Below are 19,273 nucleotides of genomic sequence, written 5' to 3'. Positions count from 1 at the left end.
AAACGCAAATGGCCGGGATGGCCCCGGCCATTCAGGAAACGTCGAGAAAAGAGATCAGTTCGACTTCGTCGCCGGTGCAGCCGCCGGTTGCACGGCGGCCTGCGGGGCCCGGCCGACGACGACGGTCAGCAGCCCCTGGCCCCAGAGCCGCTTGGCGGCCGCCTTGGCATCGTCCAGCGTCACGGCGTCGACGATGGCGTTGCGCTTCTCGATATAGTCGATCGGCAGCTTGTCTTGCTGATATTGCAGCAGCGCCTGTGCCAGCTTGGACGAGGTGTCGAGCGCCAGCATCTGCGAGCCCTTGAGATAGGACTTGGCCTCATCGAGCTCCTTCTGCGTCGGGCCCTCCTCGGCGATGCGGCGCACCTCCTGTTCGATGGCCTCGATGGTGTCGCCGGCGCGGTCGGCGCGGGTGCCGGTATTGCCGATGAAAATCGCCGAGTGCTGCATCCAGAGCAGCGACTCGTACACCGAATAGGCCAGTCCGCGCTTCTCGCGCACCTCGCGATAGAGCCGGGACGATAGGCCGCCGCCGCCGAGGATGTGGTTGACGACGTAGGCCGCCATGAAGCTCGGATCACTCCGCTTCACGCCGGGTCCGCCGAAGGTGATCACCGTCTGCGGCACGTCGAGGGTCACGAAGGCGCGTTGCGGCGGCTTTGCAGCCTCGACGTCGGGGACTGGCGTCAGATTGGCTTTGGCGGGCAGGCTGCCGAAGGTGTGGTCGAGCAGCTTTCCGAGCGTAGCCGGATCGACGTCGCCGACGACCGCAATCTTGAGGCCATCCCTGGCGAGGACACGGCCGACATAATTCCTCAGGTCGGCAATTGTGATGGTCGGCACGCTGTCGAGGTTGCCGTTGCTCTGCCGGCTGTAGGGGTGATCGCCGAACGCGAGCTCCAGAAACTTGCGGCTCGCCAGCGAGGTCGGATTGGTGGTCTCGCGGCGCAGGCCCGATATGACCTGCGAGCGGATGCGTTCGACGTCGGCCGTGTCGAAATGCGGCGAGGTCAGCGCCATCCTGAGCAGGTCGAAGGCCTCGTCCTTGTTGTCGCGCAGCATGCGAAGGCTGCCCCGGAGGGTGTCGCGGGTGGCGTTGAAGGACAGCTCGATGGCGCGGCGGTCGAGCCGTTCATGGAACGTCTTGGAATCGAGATCGCCTGAGCCTTCGTCGAGGAGAGAGCCGACCAGATTGGCAACGCCCGGCTTGTCCTTGGGGTCCTCCGCCGAGCCCCCGGCGAAGGAATATTCCATGGCAATCAGCGGCACGGTTGCGTCCTGCACGAACCAGGCTTCGATGCCGCCCGGCGAGATCAGGTGCTGGATCTTTGCGGCGGCCTGCGACGGCGAGACCGCAGAGAATGCGAGGACCGCGCCGGCGGCAACGGAGAATGCAATGCGGCGAACGAAGGAATAGGTCACGAGCGCTTCTCCTCGCGCTTGGCGGTTGCAGTGTCCTTGATCAGGTAGCCGGTCACCGAACGCTTCTTCTCGAGCCATTTCTGCGCAACGGCGCGGACCTGCTCGGCGGTGACGGCGCGGATGCGATCGGGCCAGCTCCTGATGTCCTCGATCGACAGGCCGGTGGTCAGCGCGCCGCCGTACCAGCGCGCCAGCACAGCCTGGTTGTCCTGGGCGTAGATCGCTTCGGCAATGAGCTGGGTTTTGACCCGCTCCAGATCCTCGGCGCGGATCGGGTTCTGCGCGACGTTGGCGAGGACCCCGTCGACCGCCTGCTCGACCTCCGAAAAACTGACGCCGGGTTTCGGTGCAGCCGAGATCGCGAACTGGGTCGGGTCGAGCGAGATGCTCGAATAGCTGGCGCTGGCGGAGACCGCGAGCGGCTTGTCGACCACGAGGGCACGGTAGAGATAGGAATTGCTGCCGCTGCCGATCAGCTGCGCCAGCACGTCGAGGGCCGCGCTCTCGCCGGCCGCGGCCGTGGTCGCCGAGGGCACGAGATAATAGCGCCGCATGTTCGGCTGCTCGACGCGCGGGTCGGCCAGCGTGACGGTGCGCGGGGCGGCGGGCTCCGGCTCCTGCGGACGAACGCGCCGCGCCGGGATCGCGGGCTGCGCGGGGATCGAGCCGAAATTGCGCTCGACCAGCGGGCGGATTTCGGCGGCGTCGACGTCGCCGGCGATCACCAGGATCGCGTTGTTCGGCGCGTAGAAGCGACGATAGAAGGCGAGCGCATCCTCGCGATCGAGCTTCTCGATCTCCTGATGCCAGCCGATCACCGGCCGCCCGTAGGGATGGTTGAGATAGAGCGCGGCCATGATCTGCTCGTTCAACCGCGCATCCGGATTGTTGGCGACGCGCATGTTGTACTCTTCGAGCACGACGTCGCGCTCGGGCAGCACGTTCTCGTCCTTGAGGACGAGGCCCGTCATGCGGTCGGCCTCGAACTCCATCATGGTCGGCAGCTGCTCTTTCGGCACGCGCTGATAGTAGTTGGTGTAGTCGACCGAGGTCGAAGCGTTCTCGTTGCCGCCGACACGCAGCACGGTCTGGGAGAATTCGCCTGCCGGATGCTTCGCGGTGCCCTTGAACATCAGGTGCTCGAGGAAGTGCGCGAGGCCGGACTTGCCGGGCGTCTCATCGGCCGAGCCGACTTTGTACCAGATCATCTCGGTGACAACGGGGGTGCGGCGGTCCGGGATCACCACGACCTGCATGCCGTTGGCGAGCGTGAAGCTGGCGGGCGGAGCCGATGTCACCGTGGTCTGGGCAAGGGCGGCGCCGGCCGAAAGGACACTCGTCGAAAGCAGCGCGGCAAGGAGGCAGGCAGCCGATCGGTAAGAGGACATCATGATCCCTGGTTGTGAGGTGCCGAGCCCGGATCTCCGGCTCGGAGGGCACGGCAGGCTACACCGTGCGGCTGAGGCTTCGCGTCACGAAGCAGAGAACTCAACGCTTAGGCAAGTTACTGATAAGCAATTTTGAACGCGGTGGGCGGACATGCACCGCCCGACCCTCGCTTCGCCTGGGTCAGAATGTCGCGACAGGACAGGAACGCTATTGTTCCTTCTCCTTGCCGGATCGGACGTCGAAATAGGTCCGCTTCGAATTATCCGGGCCGGCGCCGTAGGCGTAGTTCGGCGACGGCGTCTGATATCCCGGCGGCGGCTCCACCAGCGATTGGCGTGGCGGTTCCGACGTAAACTGCTTGGACTCGGGCCCGTTCCCTTTGAAGAGTTTCCACAGCCCTCCGGTATATCCGAGTTCGGCAGGGCTCATCGTCGGATTGGCCACGTTGGTGCCCGGCTGGACCGGGTCATTGCCGGTCTTTTCGGCGGCGGCCGTCCTATGGGCGTTCAACTCGGCGGGCGACAGCGGCTGGGCGTTCTTCCAGTACTCCGTTGCCTTGTTACCGGACTTCTTCCGCTGGGCGATGGCCTCCTTGCGGCGCTTCTCGTCGGGGTCCTTCGGCCAGTTCGGCGCAGCCGCAGCCTCGGCTGCGGCAGGCGGCGGCAGGTCGAGCTTGGGCGGCACGACCAGCGGCGAACGCTCGCGGTATTCGATGCCGGGTTTTTCCATGCTCCGGGCGCCAAGGCCGGTCATCAGGTTGTCGATGAGCTTCTCTTCGAAGGTCATGTCGTCGTCGTCGTCATCGTCGGCAGCACGGGCGCCACCGATCGACATGACGAGGCCGATGCCGAGCGCGACGGCGGCCAATTTCAGTGCCCGCCAGCCCCCCGATTGGGAGCCCCGAACCATCGAACCGCTGGTCTTCGAGCTGCGCATCACCGTACCTGTTTCATATTGTAGCAGATTGCCGCCCACACGCGGCTTCACCCTTGCAAAAGCCGGGTTCCAGCTGCCGGTCCGTATCGGCCGGGATCAGGGCGCTTTTGCGGCGGGTACCCCCAGGAAGGAATCATACAATAGCGCTGCCACCCCAGCAACGATGGCCACGTCCGCGAGGTTAAACACATACCAATTATAGGTATTTCCGGCGATCTCGATGTGGAACAGGGCGAAATCCACCACCGCGCCATAGGCCAAGCGGTCGATGCCGTTGCCGATGGCGCCGCCGATGATCAGACCGAGCGCGACGGTCGCGAGCATGGTGTGCGAGCGGGCCATCCAGATCGCCAGCGCAACCACCGCGATCACTTTGACGGCCATCAGCGCGAGCTGCGCGGCCTGGCTGTCGTTCTGGAGCCAGCCGAAGCTGATGCCGATATTCCAGGCCAGCACCAGGTCGAAGAACGGCGTCACCCGCACTGCGCCGCGACGGGCGAGGTCGAACACGTTCAACAGCCAGAGCTTCGAGGCCTGGTCGGCCACGAGCGTGACCATGGCCGCGAGGATGCCGGCACGGAGCGGGGTCATGGCCGACCGATCAGACGCTCACCCCCAGCGCCTTCCACTCGCGCAGCGCCTTGGCGTCGCGCGGGGTGACGTCGGGGTATTCGGCGTCTTCGCCGACCATCGGCGAGATCTTCCAGGAGCGGGCGCATTTGGTGCCGATCGCCCTCTCCACCACGACCGCGACGCCGGGGACGGCATCGAGGCGGAACGCCGAGGCCGGCGCCTCGCCCTCCCGCACCTCGTAGTTCGAGGTGATGCAGACTTCAGCCAGATCGATGTCGAACAAGGTCGCCAGCATGGCGCGATCGACGACATAGATTACCGGCGATGCCTCGAGCGAGGAGCCGATGTTCTTGGCGGCGCGTTCCAGCTCGAGTGCGCCGGTGACGACGCGACGCACGTTGCGGATCGTCTCCCATTTCGCGGCGAGCTTGTCGTCGCGCAAGGCTTCGAGATCGGTCGGGAACAGCGTCAGGTGCACGGACGGTTCGGCGTCGGGCCGGTACATGCGCCACGCCTCCTCCGCAGTGAAGCTGAGGATCGGGGCCAGCCATTTCAGGGTCGAAGCGCACAACAGGTCGATGGTCGTCAGCGCCGCCTTGCGCGTCAGTGACGAGGGCGGATCGCAATACAGCGTATCCTTGCGGATGTCGAAGTAGAAGGCGGAGAGCTCGCTGTTCAGGAAGGCCGACAGGATCGCGACCACGGTCTTGTAGTCGAACTCCCGGTAGGCCTTGCCGATCGCGGCGGCGCGACCCGAGAGCTCGTGCAGCATCAAGCGCTCGAGCTCGGGCATCTCGGCCGGCGCGATTGCGTCGGCCGGCTTGTAATGATGCAGCGTGCCCAGCATCCAGCGCACGGTGTTGCGCAGCTTGCGGTAGGTCTCGACGGTGTTCTTCAGGATCTCGGGGCCGATGCGCTGGTCGTCGGTGTAGTCGCTGGATGCGACCCAGAGCCTTAAGATGTCGGCGCCAGATTCCTTGATGACGGCCTGCGGCTCGATGGTGTTGCCGAGCGACTTCGACATCTTGCGGCCGTCCTCGGCCTGGGTGAAGCCGTGGGTTAGCACGATGTCGTAAGGCGCGCGGCCGCGCGTGCCGCAGCTTTCCAGCAGCGAGGAGTGGAACCAGCCGCGATGCTGGTCCGAGCCTTCCAAGTACATCACCGTGTCGGCGCCGCCGTCGACCTTGCGCTTGATGCCGGCGAGCCCGGGAAACTGCACGGGATCTTCGAGCACGAAAGCGTGGGTCGAGCCGGAATCGAACCAGACGTCGAGAATGTCATCGACCTTCTGCCAGTCCTCGCTCGCGCGGGACCCGAGGAAGCGCTCGCGCGCGCCCGTCGCGTACCAGGCGTCGGCGCCTTCCTTCTCGAAGGCGTCGCCGATGCGCGCATTGACGGCCTCGTCCTGGAGGATCTCGGCGGAGCCGTCGCCCTTCTCGCGCACGAACACGGCGATCGGCACCCCCCAGGCGCGCTGGCGCGAGATCACCCAGTCGGGGCGTGCCTCGATCATGCCGTTGATGCGGTTCTCGCCGGACGGCGGCACCCATTGCGTCACCGAGATCGCCTGCAGCGCGCGGGCGCGCAGCGTGTCGCCGCTCTTCGTCTTGCCGCCCACCGCGATGTCCTTGTCCATCGCGATGAACCATTGCGGCGTGTTGCGGAAGATCACCGGCTTCTTCGAGCGCCAGGAGTGCGGATATTGATGCTTGAGCCGGCCGCGGGCGAGCAGCATGCCTTTCTCGACGAGCGCCTTGATCACGGCCTCGTTGGCATCGCCCTTCTCGCCCTTGTCGGTGATGACGCGCTTGCCGGCAAAGCCCGGCGCATGATCGGTGTAGGCGCCATTCTCGTCGACGGTATAGGGGATGGCGGTGTTGATGCCGCGCGCGTCGAGATCGCGCGCCGCCGCCATCCAGACATCGAAGTCCTCGCGGCCATGGCCGGGCGCCGTGTGCACGAAGCCGGTGCCGGTGTCATCGGTGACATGGTCGCCAGGCAGCAGCGGCACGATGAAGTCGTAGCCACCGCCGACGCCCTTGAGCGGATGGGCACACTCGATCGCGTCCATGGTGTCGCCGGGGACGTCGCGGACCTTCTCATAAGCCGTCACGCGCGCCTGCTTGAAGACGTCTTGCGCGAGCGCATCGGCGAGGATGAGGAGGTCGCCGTTCCTGGCCCAATTGTCGGCGGGGGCGTCCGTCACCTTGTAGAGGCCATAAGCGATCTTCGGCGAGAACGAGATGGCGCGATTGCCCGGCAGCGTCCAGGGCGTGGTGGTCCAGATCACGACGCTCGCCGAGGCGAGCGCACCGTGCGCGGGCGAGGTCACCGGGAATTTCACCCAGACCGTATCGGACGTGTGGTCCTCGTACTCCACCTCGGCTTCGGCCAGCGCGGTCTTCTCAACCACGCTCCACATCACCGGCTTGGAGCCGCGATAGAGCGTGCCGTTTGCGGCAAACTTCATCAGCTCGCGCGCGATCTGGGCTTCGGCCGGATAGCTCATGGTGGCGTAGGGATGGTCCCAATCGCCGATCACGCCGAGGCGCTTGAACTCCTCGCGCTGCACGCCGAGCCAGTGCGTGGCATAGGCGCGGCACTCCTTGCGGAAATCAATCATCGCGGCGCTGTCGCGGAAGTCGGGCTTCTGCTTGCCCTTCTTGCGATAATGCTCCTCCTCGACCTTCCACTCGATCGGCAGGCCGTGGCAGTCCCAGCCCGGCACGTAGTTGGAATCGTAGCCGAGCATCTGCTGGCTCTTGGTGACGAGGTCCTTCAGGATCTTGTTCAGCGCCGTGCCGATATGGATGTTGCCGTTGGCGTAGGGCGGGCCGTCATGCAACACGAACTTGGCGCGGCCCTTCGCACTCTGGCGCAGCTTCTCGTAGAGGCCGATCTCGTACCAGCGCTTGAGGATCTCCGGCTCGCGCTGCGGCAGGCCGGCGCGCATCGGGAATTCGGTCTGCGGCAGGAACAGGGTCTTCGAATAGTCCTTGGCTTCAGACTTTTGGGACTTTTGCGGCTTTTCGGACATGAGGCTGACTGGCTCGGAAGGGGCGCGGGAACGGATGGCGATGCGGAATCGCGGGTGAAACGACGAAATCCCGGTCTTGCGCCGAGCCTTCAGGCTCAGGCGGAAGCCGGGCCGCTAATCCCTATGATGCGCCGCGCAAACATGGGCTCTCCATAGCAGGGGGGCGGAGGAAGCGCAAAGGTCCGGGGGCCCGGTTTCGCCTCTCAATCGATCACGCCCAGGCGCGGAAACGCGTCCGGGGCGGCGGCGAGCATGGCGCGGGCGCGGGCGGAATCGTCGTCCATCTGGTGAATCAGGGCCTCTAGACCATCGAATTTCAGCTCATCGCGGATGAAGCCGATGAAGGCGCAGTCGAGCGCCTGCCCGTAGAGGTCGCCCTTGAAGTCGAACAGGAAGATTTCGAGCAGCGGGGCGCCATTGTCGAAGGTCGGGCGGCGGCCGAAGCTGGCCACCCCGTCCAGCCGCTCGGTGCCGCGGCCGACCCGGACCGCGTAGATGCCGTGCTTGAGGCCGCAATTGGCGTCCAGGCGGATGTTGGCAGTGGGATAGCCGAGGTCGCGGCCGCGCTTTTCGCCGTGGATGACCTCGCCGGTGATGAACCAGGGCGCGCCCAGCATGGTCGTGGCCTCGTCGAGCTGGCCCTCGGCGAGGGCGATCCGGATCGCGCTGGAGGAGACCGGCCGCTCGTCGATATCGACATGCGGCTGGACGTCGACTTCGATGCCGAGCCGGGGCGCCTCGTTGACCAGGAGGCTCGGGGAGCCGACGCGACCCTTGCCGAAATGGAAGTCGTAGCCGACCGCGATGCCGCTGACGCCGAGCCGCCCGATCAGGTCATGGTGAATGAAATCTTGCGCGCTGGTTCCGGCACGGGCCTTGTCGAAGGTCATGACCACGGCGCCGGCAAGCCCGGTACCGGCCAGAAGCCGCAGCTTGGCCCGCTCGTCCGTCAGGCGGAATTGCGGGGTGTTGGGGCTGAAGAACCGTCGCGGATGCGGCTCGAAGGTCAAGGCCAGCGCAGGCCGGCCATGCGCCCTGCCCATCTCCAGGGCAGCCGCGATGACGGCGCGATGGCCGAGATGCACGCCGTCGAAATTGCCCATGGCAACCACGGCGCCCCTCGGAATCGCGGAATCCGGCGTTGTATCGCGGATGACGGTAAAAGGCGGAGCCATCAGGGGAATTCTCGAACCGGGCAGGACCGGCCCGGACCGTGGCGCGACCGGCACCGCGAAGTCAAGCGGCGGGGCGGGCAGACATTGAACACGATTTCAAGCCTTCGGAGCTGACCGCAGTTAACGCGCTGTTTAAGGCCTTGGTGCTAGTCCTTGAGGCGTGGAACTGCCGGGCGCCGGCCTGGCAGGTCCGATCGTAATATTCCTGGGTTTGCGTTGGGGGAGTCGAGATGGCGGTTGATTTGTCGATGCCGGTTCTGGTGGTGGATGACTACAGCACCATGATCCGTATCATCCGGAATCTGCTGAAGCAGCTTGGCTTCGAGAATATCGATGATGCCAGCGACGGTTCGGCAGCGCTGAACAAGATGCGCGGCAAGAAGTACGGGCTCGTGATCTCCGACTGGAACATGGAGCCGATGACGGGCTACGACCTCTTGCGCGAAGTCCGCGCGGATCCGAACCTCGCCACCACGCCCTTCATCATGATCACGGCCGAATCCAAGACCGAGAACGTGATCGCGGCCAAGAAGGCCGGCGTGAACAACTACATCGTCAAGCCGTTCAATGCGGCGACGCTGAAGACCAAGATCGAGGCGGTCTTCCCGGACATGGCGAGCGCGTAAGGGCGCTCTTCGCCGGACAACAATTTTCCGTTTGGAACGTCATGCCCGGGCTTGTCCCGGGCATCCACGTTCTTGGATGCAAAAAAAGGAAGACGTGGATGGCCGGGTCATAGGCGAGCGCAAGCGACGCCGTCCTTCGGACGGCTATGCCCGGCCATGACGGCGTCTGAGGCTTGCCCTTTGGTCTAAGTCCATTGCAGCTGCGCGCGCTCCGCCGTCACCACTTCAATTCGCGCATCAGCGCCTTCGGCGGGTGGCCGAACAGCTCCATGACCGAATTCGGGTCGAGCTGGTCGAGGCCCTCGAACTCCTCGGCATGGATGCCGCGGGTGACGAACAGGCAGTCGATGCCGAATTCGCGGGCGCCGGTTAAGTCGGTGCGGACGGAATCGCCGATCGCCAGCACCTTTTTCCGGTCGATCTGGTAGCCTTGGCGTTCACCGGCAAGCGCCATGGCGCGCTCGTAGATCGGCCGGTGCGGCTTGCCGTAGAAGATCACCTCGCCGCCGAGCTCGCGGTAGAGCTCGGCGATGGCGCCGGCGCAGTAGATCAACCGGTCGCCGCGTTCCACCACGATGTCGGGGTTGGCGCAGACCAGCGTCAGCTTGCGCTCGCGCGCCTGCAGCATCATGCCGCGATAGTCTTCCGCCGTCTCGGTCTCGTCGTCGTAGAGGCCGGTGCAGACGATGTAATCGGCTTGCTCCAGCGGCGCGGTCACCGCATCGAGGCCGCGATAGATCGAGTTGTCGCGCTCGGGGCCGAGCCAGAACATCTTGCGGCCGGGATGCTCGGCGACGTAGAGCCGGGTCAGGTCGCCTGAAGATACGATCGCGTCATAGGTCTCATCGGGGACGCCGAGCTTGCGCAATTGCCGCTGCACGGAGTCGGCAGGGCGCGGTGCGTTGGTGATCAGGATTACCGTACCGCCGCGGCTGCGATAGGTGTGCAGCGCCTCGCAAGCTTCGGCGAAGGATTCCAGCCCGTTATGGACCACGCCCCAGATATCGCTGAGCACGACCTCCACACCGCCCACGAGCTCGCGCAGGCCTTCGGCAAAATGCAGCGCGGTCATGGCGTGCGCGGCCGATCAGATGCGACGAGCGAGCGCTGCGTTGCCGGTGACGCGTTGGGGCGGAGGCGCCGAAGAGGTCGCGCCTGAGTTGGGTGTGGCGGAGCCATTGGATCCTTGAATGTCCTGCGCCTGGTTCGGCGAGGCCCCGCCGGTAGCAGATGCCCCCTCCGGCCGCAATGGCCGGGGCGGTGCGAACAGGAACCCTTGGCCGAAACGTACGTCATAGTCGAGCAGGTCGACCACGGCGCGCTCGCCTTCGATCCGTTCGGCGATCAGATCGATGCCGAAGCGGCCGAGCAGGTCGGAGAGGTCGGACGGGTGGATGTCGGAGGCGGAGGCCTGCTTGGGATCGAGCAGCAGCGCGGCAGGCACCTTGATGAAGCGGACCCCGCGATCGGCCAGCTCGCGCGGTTCGATGCGCAAATCCGTGACATGGTCGATCGAGAAACGGAAGCCGCGCTGGGCGAGCGCCGCGAGGTTCTCGGTCTCGGCGGGGCCGAGATTGCGGAAGGTCGACTGCTTGAACTCCAGCACCAGCGAGGGCGCCAGCGCGCGGTTGGCTTCCAGGAAATCGAGACATTGCGCGAAGGTGGTGGAATTGCCCAGCGTGGACGCCGCGACGTTGCAGAACACGCCGACGTCCTTGTTGCGCACCATCAGGCGCCGCAGCACCTGCACGCATCGCAGCATCACCATGTTGTCGATGCGCCCGATCAGGCCCGAGGCTTCCGCGATGCTGATGAACTCTTCGGCGGCGATCAGTTGGTCGCGCTCGTCGCGCAGGCGCGTCACCGCCTCGTAGAACCGCACCTTGCGCTGCGGCAGCGTGACCATCGGCTGCAGGAAGATATCGATGCGGTTCTCGTCGACCGCATTGCGCAGCGTCGCCAGCAATTGGGTCTGGTTGCGTCCATGCGCGGTCTGAACCGGGGGGGCGGCCTGCACCGTCGGCGACGCCGGCCGTAGCGGGGGCTGCGGAAGCGGAGGAGGAGCGAGCGGCTTCTCCTCGAACGGGGCAGCCAGATCGATCGGCGTTTCCGGCTCGGGCCTTGAGACCGGGGCGGGTGCGGGGGCCGACGCGTGGCCGGCGAGCAGATCCTCATGGGCCGCCACGGTGGTGGCGAGCTGCCTGACCAATCCGCCAAGTTCGTTGATCTCGCCGATGACCGACTGGATGCGGTCGGAATTGGTCGAATTGGACGCGGCGATGCGGCTCTCGACCGCAGCCAGCCGGCGGCCGAACTCGGCCACCTGGCGGGCGAGGTCGGCGGTGCCGCGCGAGAGATCGGCGATCTGGCCGCCGACGTCGCTGCGGTCGCGCAGCCGCATCGACACCGCGTTGTAGAGGATCAGGAAAGTCAGCGCGGTCAGCGCCACGATCGCCGATTCCGTTCCGCTGATGCCAGCGACCGAATAGAGCACGAGCCCGAGCGAGGCCGCGACCAGGACCATGCAGATGGCGATGAAGATCGTCGAAATGCGAATCATGCCGCGCGTTATGCCTTTAAGAGCTGACTGCCTCACCCGGGGAAAACACGGGTCGCTCGACCTCGTCACGCCTCATGCTCCCCCAAGCTTCGATCAGCCTAACATCATTGTTGATTCGAGGGGATAGGACTGTGTCGGAGCCTATTCAGGCCCGCGCGCCCAAAGCGTTTCGTCACACGTCTGCCGGCTCAGGTGCGGAAATCAAGACGCTCTCAGCGGAAAATCATGCCGCCCTCAAGGCCAGCGCGCCGCATGCGCCCTATCGTCCCGGCGTTTTCAACCGCAGGAGATTGCCATGTCGACATCCGCCGCGCTCAAGCCAGCCGCCCCCCAACCTGATCTTGCCGCCGTCAAGCAGCGCCAGCACGGCGCCTGGTCGTCCGGCGATTATGCCGTGGTCGGCACCACCTTGCAGATCGTCGGGGAACAGCTCTGCGAGGCCATTGACTTGCGCGCCGGCAGCAAGGTGCTGGACGTCGCAGCCGGCAACGGCAATGCGACGCTGGCGGCGGCGCGGCGCTGGTGTGACGTCACATCCACCGACTACGTGCCGGCGCTGCTCAAGCGCGGGCGCGAGCGCGCCATGGCCGAACACCTCGCCGTCGAGTTCCGCGAAGCGGATGCCGAGGCGCTGCCCTTTGCGGATGCCGCCTTCGACGTCGTGCTTTCCACTTTCGGCGTGATGTTCACACCGGATCAGGACAAGGCCGCTTCCGAGCTCGCGCGGGTCTGCAGATCCGGCGGCAAGATCGGCCTTGCCAACTGGACGCCGCAAGGCTTCATCGGCCAGCTGTTCAAGACCATCGGCAAGCATTTGCCGCCCCCGGCGGGCGTGAAATCGCCCGCCATGTGGGGCACACCGGCACGGCTCGAGGAGATGTTCGGCGGCGTGGCCGCGGAGATCGCCGCCGAGCCGCGCATGTTCGTGTTCCGCTATCGTTCGCCGGACCATTGGCTCGAGATCTTCAAGACCTTCTATGGCCCCACGCTGAAGGCGTTTGCCGCGCTCGACGCGAACGGGCAGGCCGCGCTGGCGCGCGATCTCCTGGCGCTGCTAGAAGAGTTCAACCACGCCGATGACGGCACGATCGTGGTGCACAGCGAATATCTGGAAGCCGTGATAACCAAGCGCTGATCGCGCCTGGGATGCGGTCGGGCTAGCTTCGGCCCGACCGCCACCGATCAAAATGGCGCGGTGGCGCCGACGGTGTCGGCGGAGACGGCGTCCCGGGTGCCGAGCGGCTTCGCCCGCCCGGTGGTGGTATCGCGCAGCGTCTGCCGCTCGATCTCCGAATTCAGCTCGGCGCCGAACATGATGACGATCGCCGACATCCACATCCACGTCATCAGGCCGATCGCCGCGCCCAGCGAGCCGTAGGTTGCGTTGTAATTGGCGAATTCCGAGAGATACCAGGACAGCAGGGCAGAGCCCGCGATCCAGAGAATCGCGGCAATCACGGCGCCGAGGCTCAGCCATTGCCAGCGCGGCGCATCGCGGCTCGGCGCGAAGCGATAGAGGATGGCGAGTGCGACCAGCAGGATGATGAACAGCAGCGGCCATCGTGCCAGCGCCACGATCAGCTTGCTTTCCGGCGCCATGCCGAGATGATTGAGCGCAAGCGGGAAGGCGACGACGGCTCCCACCATTAACAGCAGCGCCACGATGCCGCCGACGGTGAAGGCCAGCGAGACCATGTTCAGCCGGATGAAGCTGCGCTTCTCGCGTTCCTCATAGGCGACGTTGAGGGCGTCGAAGATCGCCTTGACACCGGCATTGGCGCTCCAGATCGCAAGCAGCAGGCCGACCAGGAAGGTGACGCCGAGCGTCGCATTGCCGTTCGACACCACGCGCGCGACCTGGTCCTCGACGATCTGGAACGAGCCCTCCGGCAGCATGGTCGCAAGCGTGTGCAGATTGGCGCTGATCGTGGCGGGATCGGCGAACAGGGCATAAGAGGAGACGAGCGCGGTGACTGCGGGGAAGAGCGCGAGCAGCCCGAAGAAGACGACGCCGCCCGCCGTCGCGAGCAGGCGATCCTCGTCGATGCGTTGATAGGTCCGCCAGAAAATGTCCTTCCAGCCAGCCCAGGGGATCTCGAACGGGCTTTTCGCCCGGCGGCCGCGGCCCGGCTGCATCGCCGCACCGGCCGGGTGCGTTTCCGGGGAATTCGCTTCGCCCTTGCGGTGGTGTTGCGGAGGCCTGGGCCTCGCCAGGCCGGAATCCTGAAAGTAGCGCTCCGCGGTCAGCACGAACACGGCCGTCGCCGCCACCAGCAGCCAAGAGTCGATCTGTTCGGGGCGCCGCGCCAGCATCACGCCTCCAGACTATGCCTGTTGCGTCGCCGCCGGGCGGCCGTCAGTCCGACCAGGCCGACCGCCGCGAGCATCAGGCCGAGCTGCACGGGACGGTTGGCGCGGGCCGGCCAGGTTTTGATGCCGCCGCGCTCGCCCGGTGCGAGCGGCGCGAGGGGAATCGTCGTTGCGACCTCCTTCACCGCCTCCTTGACCGTTCCACGCGGGATCCGGGGCGTGGCGACCGCCACGCGCAGACGGCTCGCGAGCGGCACGACCGGCTTGGCCTTGCGTTTCATCTGGGCCATGGCCACCCCGGCACAGACCGCAGCCAGCACCAGCAGCACTGCGGCAACGGCGCCGAATCCCCAGAACTGCCCGTAGGTGATCCCGACCCAGCGGTACAAGGCGATCAGTCCGACGAAGAATGCCGCGACGACGAACAGGCCGGCGACCGCGAACAGCCCGCCGGCCACCGCGTAGGATGTCACCTTGCCTGTGGCCTGGCTGGTCTGGTCACGCAGATAGGATTGAGCAGCGCGTTTGACGTGATTGAGCTTGAGCGCCATCCCGGCGCGCAGCAATTCGCCCGATGGCGCGAGCATGCGGACATCCTCCCAAGACGAGAAAATTCATCGGGGGATGAACGTGGCGATATTTGACTTGTTCCGACGGAGCGTGATCGGCCGCGATGAATCAGCCGAGATCGGCGGTCGCGATCCAGAACACCTCGCCCTCGGAATCTTCGGTGTCCAGCCAGAGCAGCGGCAGTTCCGGAAAGGCCTCGTCGACCAGCTCGCGGCCGCGGCCGATCTCGCAAATCAGCCCGCCATCCGCCGTCAGGTGGTCGGGCGCATCGCGCAGGATCCGGCGCACCACGTCGAGACCGTCGGCGCCACCATCGAAGGCGAGCTTCGGCTCGGCCCGGCACTCCGGCGGCAATGCCGCCATGCCCTCGGCGTCGACGTAGGGCGGGTTGGTGATGATCAGGTCGTATCTATTGCCGCCGAGAGGGGCGAACAGATCGCCGCGATACAGGCTGATGCGGTCCTCGAGCCCGTATTCGCCGACATTGCGCGCAGCGACCTCGAGCGCGCCCTTGGAGATGTCGACGGCGTCGATGGTGGCGTTCGGGAAATGATGCGCGGCGAGGATCGCAAGGCATCCCGAGCCCGTGCAGAGATCGAGCACGCGCTCGACCGCCGTCGGGTCGTCGATCAGCGATCCGGCCTCGCCGTGGGCGCCGAAATGCGACTCCAGGAGCTCGCCGATGAAGGAGCGCGGAACGATGACGCGCTCGTCGACATAGAAGGGCAGGCCGCGCATGTAGATCTTGTTGACGAGATAGGCGGCCGGTTTGCGCGTCGTGACGCGCTGATGGATGAGGTCAAGGAGGGTCTTGCCTTCCGCGGCGCTGACGCGCGCGTTGGCGAAGATCTCGAACTGGTCGGGATTGAGATGCAGCGCCTCGCAGACCAGGAACGCGGCTTCCGCGACGGGGTCGGTCGTGCCATGAGCAAAGGAAAGCTTGGCCTCGACGAAGCGGCTCACCGCATAGCGGACGAAGTCGAGCAGCGTGAGAAGCTCGCCGGGTCCCACCTTCGCGAGGTTAGGCGCGGCGCGGCCGCGCGCGGTCTTTTTCGTTGGCTTGGCCATCAGGATTTGGTCCAGCGTGCGGCGGCTTCGTCGTCACGGGCATGGGCCTCGACCCAGCCGGTGCCGGTGGCGCTCTCTTCCTTCTTCCAGAACGGCGCGCTGGTCTTGAGATAGTCCATCAGGAACTCGGCGGCCTGGAACGCCGCCTGTCGGTGCTGCGAGGCGGTCACCACCAGCACGATGTTCTGGCCCGGCTTCAAGCGGCCGACGCGGTGGATCACCGTGATGCCGTTGAGCGGCCAGCGCGAGACGGCCTCCTCGGCGTGGCGCCTGATCTCTTCCTCCGCCATGCCGGGGTAATGTTCGAGCGTCAGCGCGGCGACCGTGGCGCTGTCCTCGTCGGCGCGGCAGATGCCGGAAAATGTCACCACAGCGCCGATATCGGTCCGGCTGCTCGTCAGGACCGAGATCTCGCGCGCGATGTCGAAATCGTCTTCCTGGATACGGATGGTGACGGGGCAGGTCATGAGGCTAGCCGCCGGTCATGGGCGGGAAGAACGCGATCTCGCGGGCGCCTGCGATGGCGGCGTCCTGCTTGACGTGAGCGCGGTCGATCGCGGCGCGGATCACCTTCGGCTTCTCGAACGCGTACGCATAGGCTTCGCTTTGGCCGGAGAGCCAGGCGATCAGCTCCTCGACGGTGCGCACGCTCGCGGGAGGCTCGATCGTCTCTTCGGCCTTGCCGACGCGCTCGCGCACCCAGGCGAAATACTTCACCTTCATCCCTCGTCCTCCTTGATGAGGTGATGGATGCCGGCGCGGAAATAGTCGTAGCCGGTGTACATGGTGAGGATCGCCGAAGCCCACAGCAGTGCGAGCCCAATCATCGAGACCACCGGCACCACCTGATCGCCGGCTGGGCCGGCGATCAGGAAGCCGATCGCAACCAGCTGGACCGTGGTTTTCCACTTCGCAAGCTTGGTCACGGGCACGCTGACACGGAGCGCAGCCAGATATTCGCGCAGGCCCGAGACCAGGATCTCGCGGCACAGGATCACGATGGCGGCCCATAGCGACCAGCCGTGAATGATGCCGTCCGCGGCCAGCATCAACAGGCAGGAGGCGACCAGCAGCTTGTCGGCGATCGGATCGAGCATGCGGCCGAAAGCCGATTGCTGATTCCAGATCCGCGCGTAATAGCCGTCGAGGTAATCCGTCACCCCTGCGGCGATGAAAAGGGCGACCGCGAGCCAGCGCAGCCAGAGCGGCTGATCCAGAATCGACTGCGCATAGATGCATCCGACCACGACCGGGATCGCGGCGATCCGGCCATAGGTCAGGATGTTGGGGAGGGACATCGCGCGGCTGGTCGTCCCTCGTGTGGTGGCGATGTTCATCCGTCCTACCAATACCGCTGCTGCCTGAACGTCAACCGTCCCGCGCCCCAAATGAGGTGCGGACACGACGATCATATGACTGCGGTCCCCCTTTAGTTCATCCCGGCTGGGGATGGAAATATTCGAAAATCCTGCGCGCGCTCTCGGCGCTCACCCCCGGAACCTTGCCGAGATCGGCGATCGAGGCCCGTTCGATCTCCTTCAGGGTTCCGAAATGGTGCAGCAAGGCACGTTTGCGTGACGGGCCGATGCCCGGAATCTCCTGCAAACCAGCCTCGCGGATGTCCTTCTTGCGCAGCTTGCGGTGCGAGCCGATGACGAAGCGGTGGGCTTCGTCGCGCAGGCGCTGGATGAAATAGAGCACGGGATCACGCGGCTCCAGCTTGATCGCCTCGCGCTCCGGCATGAACAGGGTCTCGCGGCCGGCATCCCGGTCCGGTCCCTTGGCGACTGACATCAGCGACACCTGGGTCAGGCCGAGATTGGCGAAGATCTCGCGCACGGCGTTGAGCTGGCCACGGCCGCCGTCGATGATCACGAGGTCGGGCCATTGCGGGAAATCGTCGTCCTTGGCCTTGCTGGCGGCATCCTCGGGCGGATTGATCAGGCGCTTGAAGCGGCGCTCCAGCACTTCGCGCATCATGGCGAAGTCGTCGCCGGGCGTGATCCCTTCCGACTTGATGTTGAACTTGCGGTACTGGTTCTTCACGAAGCCATCTGGGCCCGCGACGATCATGGCGCCGACCGCGTTGGTGCCCTGGATGTGGCTGTTGTCGTAGACCTCGATGCGCTTGGGCACGTGCGGCAGGCTCAGCGTCGCGGCCATGGCCTCGAGCAACCGGCTTTGCGTCGCGGTGTCCGCGAGCTTGCGGCCGAGCGCCTCGCGCGCATTGGTCAGCGCGTGGGTGACCAGCTCCTTCTTCTCGCCGCGCTTGGGCGCGGTGACCTCGACCTTGTGGCCAGCCTTGATCGATAGCGCGTTGGCGAGCAGCTCGCTCTCCTCGATATCGTGCGAGAGCAGGATGTTCCTCGGCGGCGGCTTGTCGTCGTAGAACTGCGCCAGGAAGGACCCCAGCACCTCCTCGGGCGTAAAGCTCTTCTCCGCGCGCGGAAAATAGGCGCGGTTGCCCCAGTTCTGTCCGGTGCGAAAGAAGAACACCTCGACGCAGGAGAAGCCGCCCTCCTGGTGGATGGCGAACACGTCGGCTTCCTCCACCGTGCGCGGATTGATGCCCTGCTGCGACTGGATCGCCGACAGCGCGGCGAGGCGATCGCGGTACAGTGCGGCGCGCTCGAATTCGAGCTCGTTCGAGGCCTTCTCCATCTCGCCGGCGAGCTCCTGCTTCACCGCATGGCTCTTGCCGGAGAGGAAGTCGCTGGCCTCGCGCACCAGCGTCGAATAGCCGCCGAAATCGATCTCCCGGGTGCAGGGTCCGGCGCAGCGGCGGATCTGGTGGAGCAGGCAGGGCCGGGTGCGGCTCTCGAAGAAGGAATCGGTGCAGGAGCGGATCAAGAACGCGCGCTGCAGCGCCGTGATGGTGCGGTTGACCGCGCCGGCGGAGGCAAACGGGCCGAAATAGCGCCCGGGCCGGGTCTGCGCACCGCGATGTTTCAGGATCTGCGGCGCCCAATGGTCGCCGGTGATCAGGATGTAGGGGAACGACTTGTCGTCGCGAAGCTGCACGTTGAAGCGCGGCCGCAGCTGCTTGATCAGGTTGGCTTCCAGCAGCAGCGCCTCGGTCTCGGTCGTGGTCGAGACGATCTCCACCGTGACGGTGGCCGCGATCATGCGCAGGATGCGGGCCGGCAGCGGCGCACTCTGGCGCGCATAACTGGACAGGCGCTTTTTGACGTTCTTGGCCTTGCCGACATAGAGCACGTCGGCGTTCGCATTGAGCATACGATAGACGCCAGGCGAGGTCGGTGCGAGGCGGACCGCGCGCTCGATCGCCTCGTGACCGGTCGCGAGCGGGCCTTCGCCGACGGCGCCGCTCTCTTCCAGGATGTCCGGCAGCAGGGCATCGTCCTCGTCATCGCCCCCTGCCGCCGCGGGATCTACGTCCGGCCCGGCCAGCCGCTCGGGCGGCGTGTCGCTCGCAGCCGGCGGCGCCTTGCGCGCGCGGTCGTCCGGATTGTCGGGGGAATCGTGAACCATGGGACGAATTTAGGCGCTGGGGGGACTGATTTGAAGTTCCTGCCATGCGGCACGCACAGAGGATGGCGGGCAGCTCCCGGTAACGCTTCCTTAAGTCTGTTAAGCGGGCGGTAAC

The 19,273-nt window shown here is 65.7% G+C and carries 17 protein-coding genes; 2 read left to right on the top strand and 15 right to left on the bottom strand.

Features of this window, described 5'->3' with window-relative positions:
• Positions 1-54: 54 nt before the first annotated feature.
• The 6 genes from I6F21_RS31315 to I6F21_RS31290 form a co-directional block, all read right to left on the bottom strand.
• Positions 55-1,422 carry a pitrilysin family protein gene (locus I6F21_RS31315; RefSeq protein WP_036009252.1) on the bottom strand — a complete coding sequence of 456 codons (1,368 nt, stop codon included), beginning with the start codon at positions 1,420-1,422 and terminating at the stop codon, positions 55-57.
• Positions 1,419-2,810, bottom strand: coding sequence for a pitrilysin family protein (locus tag I6F21_RS31310; RefSeq protein ID WP_036009336.1), 1,392 nt, complete (start codon positions 2,808-2,810; stop codon positions 1,419-1,421). The genes I6F21_RS31315 and I6F21_RS31310 overlap by 4 nt, the downstream gene beginning before the upstream one ends.
• A 208-nt stretch (positions 2,811-3,018) precedes the next feature.
• Positions 3,019-3,747, bottom strand: a complete 729-nt coding sequence (locus I6F21_RS31305) for a hypothetical protein (protein ID WP_225140642.1) — start codon at positions 3,745-3,747, stop codon at positions 3,019-3,021.
• A gap of 96 nt (positions 3,748-3,843) precedes the next feature.
• The gene (gene lspA / locus I6F21_RS31300) at positions 3,844-4,338 is read right to left on the bottom strand and encodes a signal peptidase II (protein ID WP_036027098.1); all 495 of its coding nucleotides are present in this window, start codon (positions 4,336-4,338) and stop codon (positions 3,844-3,846) included.
• A gap of 10 nt (positions 4,339-4,348) precedes the next feature.
• The gene (ileS, locus tag I6F21_RS31295; RefSeq protein ID WP_225183990.1) at positions 4,349-7,357 is read right to left on the bottom strand and encodes an isoleucine--tRNA ligase; all 3,009 of its coding nucleotides are present in this window, start codon (positions 7,355-7,357) and stop codon (positions 4,349-4,351) included.
• 203 nt (positions 7,358-7,560) lie between these two features.
• Positions 7,561-8,532, bottom strand: a complete 972-nt coding sequence (locus tag I6F21_RS31290) for a bifunctional riboflavin kinase/FAD synthetase (protein WP_036027101.1) — start codon at positions 8,530-8,532, stop codon at positions 7,561-7,563.
• Positions 8,533-8,762: 230 nt separating this feature from the next.
• Here I6F21_RS31290 and I6F21_RS31285 point away from each other — a divergent pair, with 230 nt between their 5' ends.
• The gene (locus tag I6F21_RS31285; RefSeq protein WP_008567674.1) at positions 8,763-9,158 is read left to right on the top strand and encodes a response regulator; all 396 of its coding nucleotides are present in this window, start codon (positions 8,763-8,765) and stop codon (positions 9,156-9,158) included.
• 217 nt (positions 9,159-9,375) lie between these two features.
• On the opposite strand, the gene I6F21_RS31280 is transcribed toward I6F21_RS31285, so the two are convergent.
• Together I6F21_RS31280 and I6F21_RS31275 are read right to left on the bottom strand one after the other, a co-directional pair.
• Entirely contained in the window at positions 9,376-10,230 is an 855-nt protein-coding gene (locus I6F21_RS31280) for a TIGR01459 family HAD-type hydrolase (RefSeq protein ID WP_225140477.1), read from the bottom strand.
• Between the two features lie 15 nt (positions 10,231-10,245).
• Positions 10,246-11,718, bottom strand: a complete 1,473-nt coding sequence (locus I6F21_RS31275; protein ID WP_225126840.1) for an EAL domain-containing protein — start codon at positions 11,716-11,718, stop codon at positions 10,246-10,248.
• 295 nt (positions 11,719-12,013) lie between these two features.
• Here I6F21_RS31275 and I6F21_RS31270 point away from each other — a divergent pair, with 295 nt between their 5' ends.
• Positions 12,014-12,853: a class I SAM-dependent methyltransferase gene (locus tag I6F21_RS31270; RefSeq protein WP_225140476.1), complete on the top strand. Its 840-nt coding sequence runs from the start codon at positions 12,014-12,016 to the stop codon at positions 12,851-12,853.
• Positions 12,854-12,900: 47 nt separating this feature from the next.
• Here I6F21_RS31270 and I6F21_RS31265 read toward each other — a convergent pair whose 3' ends face one another.
• The 7 genes from I6F21_RS31265 to uvrC form a co-directional block, all read right to left on the bottom strand.
• Positions 12,901-14,031, bottom strand: a complete 1,131-nt coding sequence (locus tag I6F21_RS31265; RefSeq protein ID WP_225140475.1) for a YihY/virulence factor BrkB family protein — start codon at positions 14,029-14,031, stop codon at positions 12,901-12,903.
• A complete protein-coding gene (locus I6F21_RS31260; RefSeq protein WP_057027666.1) occupies positions 14,031-14,615 on the bottom strand; it encodes a phage holin family protein in 585 nt (194 codons plus the stop codon). Before I6F21_RS31260 ends, I6F21_RS31265 begins: the two co-directional genes overlap by 1 nt.
• Before the next feature lie 91 nt (positions 14,616-14,706).
• Positions 14,707-15,666 carry a 50S ribosomal protein L3 N(5)-glutamine methyltransferase gene (prmB, locus tag I6F21_RS31255; RefSeq protein WP_225140474.1) on the bottom strand — a complete coding sequence of 320 codons (960 nt, stop codon included), beginning with the start codon at positions 15,664-15,666 and terminating at the stop codon, positions 14,707-14,709.
• The gene (locus I6F21_RS31250; RefSeq protein WP_225140473.1) at positions 15,666-16,133 is read right to left on the bottom strand and encodes a molybdenum cofactor biosynthesis protein MoaE; all 468 of its coding nucleotides are present in this window, start codon (positions 16,131-16,133) and stop codon (positions 15,666-15,668) included. Before I6F21_RS31250 ends, prmB begins: the two co-directional genes overlap by 1 nt.
• A 4-nt stretch (positions 16,134-16,137) precedes the next feature.
• Entirely contained in the window at positions 16,138-16,389 is a 252-nt protein-coding gene (gene moaD / locus I6F21_RS31245; protein ID WP_036009285.1) for a molybdopterin converting factor subunit 1, read from the bottom strand.
• Entirely contained in the window at positions 16,386-17,003 is a 618-nt protein-coding gene (gene pgsA, locus I6F21_RS31240) for a CDP-diacylglycerol--glycerol-3-phosphate 3-phosphatidyltransferase (RefSeq protein ID WP_036009286.1), read from the bottom strand. The genes moaD and pgsA overlap by 4 nt, the downstream gene beginning before the upstream one ends.
• A gap of 97 nt (positions 17,004-17,100) precedes the next feature.
• Entirely contained in the window at positions 17,101-19,158 is a 2,058-nt protein-coding gene (gene uvrC / locus I6F21_RS31235) for an excinuclease ABC subunit UvrC (protein WP_225114834.1), read from the bottom strand.
• Between the last annotated feature and the right edge of the window lie 115 nt (positions 19,159-19,273).

Origin of the sequence: Bradyrhizobium sp. NBAIM03, from assembly GCF_020194055.1 — a bacterium.
Lineage (GTDB): Bacteria > Pseudomonadota > Alphaproteobacteria > Rhizobiales > Xanthobacteraceae > Bradyrhizobium > Bradyrhizobium yuanmingense.
This window is presented reverse-complemented; position numbering and strand designations above follow the sequence as displayed.

Coding starts and splice junctions, on each gene's coding strand:
- I6F21_RS31310 (WP_036009336.1), bottom strand. CDS start 2,810: ATGTCCTCTTACCGATCGGCTGCCTGCCTCCTTGCCGCGCTGCTTTCG.
- I6F21_RS31305 (WP_225140642.1), bottom strand. CDS start 3,747: ATGCGCAGCTCGAAGACCAGCGGTTCGATGGTTCGGGGCTCCCAATCG.
- lspA (WP_036027098.1), bottom strand. CDS start 4,338: ATGACCCCGCTCCGTGCCGGCATCCTCGCGGCCATGGTCACGCTCGTG.
- ileS (WP_225183990.1), bottom strand. CDS start 7,357: ATGTCCGAAAAGCCGCAAAAGTCCCAAAAGTCTGAAGCCAAGGACTAT.
- I6F21_RS31290 (WP_036027101.1), bottom strand. CDS start 8,532: ATGGCTCCGCCTTTTACCGTCATCCGCGATACAACGCCGGATTCCGCG.
- I6F21_RS31285 (WP_008567674.1), top strand. CDS start 8,763: ATGGCGGTTGATTTGTCGATGCCGGTTCTGGTGGTGGATGACTACAGC.
- I6F21_RS31280 (WP_225140477.1), bottom strand. CDS start 10,230: ATGACCGCGCTGCATTTTGCCGAAGGCCTGCGCGAGCTCGTGGGCGGT.
- I6F21_RS31275 (WP_225126840.1), bottom strand. CDS start 11,718: ATGATTCGCATTTCGACGATCTTCATCGCCATCTGCATGGTCCTGGTC.
- I6F21_RS31270 (WP_225140476.1), top strand. CDS start 12,014: ATGTCGACATCCGCCGCGCTCAAGCCAGCCGCCCCCCAACCTGATCTT.
- I6F21_RS31265 (WP_225140475.1), bottom strand. CDS start 14,031: ATGCTGGCGCGGCGCCCCGAACAGATCGACTCTTGGCTGCTGGTGGCG.
- I6F21_RS31260 (WP_057027666.1), bottom strand. CDS start 14,615: ATGCTCGCGCCATCGGGCGAATTGCTGCGCGCCGGGATGGCGCTCAAG.
- prmB (WP_225140474.1), bottom strand. CDS start 15,666: ATGGCCAAGCCAACGAAAAAGACCGCGCGCGGCCGCGCCGCGCCTAAC.
- I6F21_RS31250 (WP_225140473.1), bottom strand. CDS start 16,133: ATGACCTGCCCCGTCACCATCCGTATCCAGGAAGACGATTTCGACATC.
- moaD (WP_036009285.1), bottom strand. CDS start 16,389: ATGAAGGTGAAGTATTTCGCCTGGGTGCGCGAGCGCGTCGGCAAGGCC.
- pgsA (WP_036009286.1), bottom strand. CDS start 17,003: ATGAACATCGCCACCACACGAGGGACGACCAGCCGCGCGATGTCCCTC.
- uvrC (WP_225114834.1), bottom strand. CDS start 19,158: ATGGTTCACGATTCCCCCGACAATCCGGACGACCGCGCGCGCAAGGCG.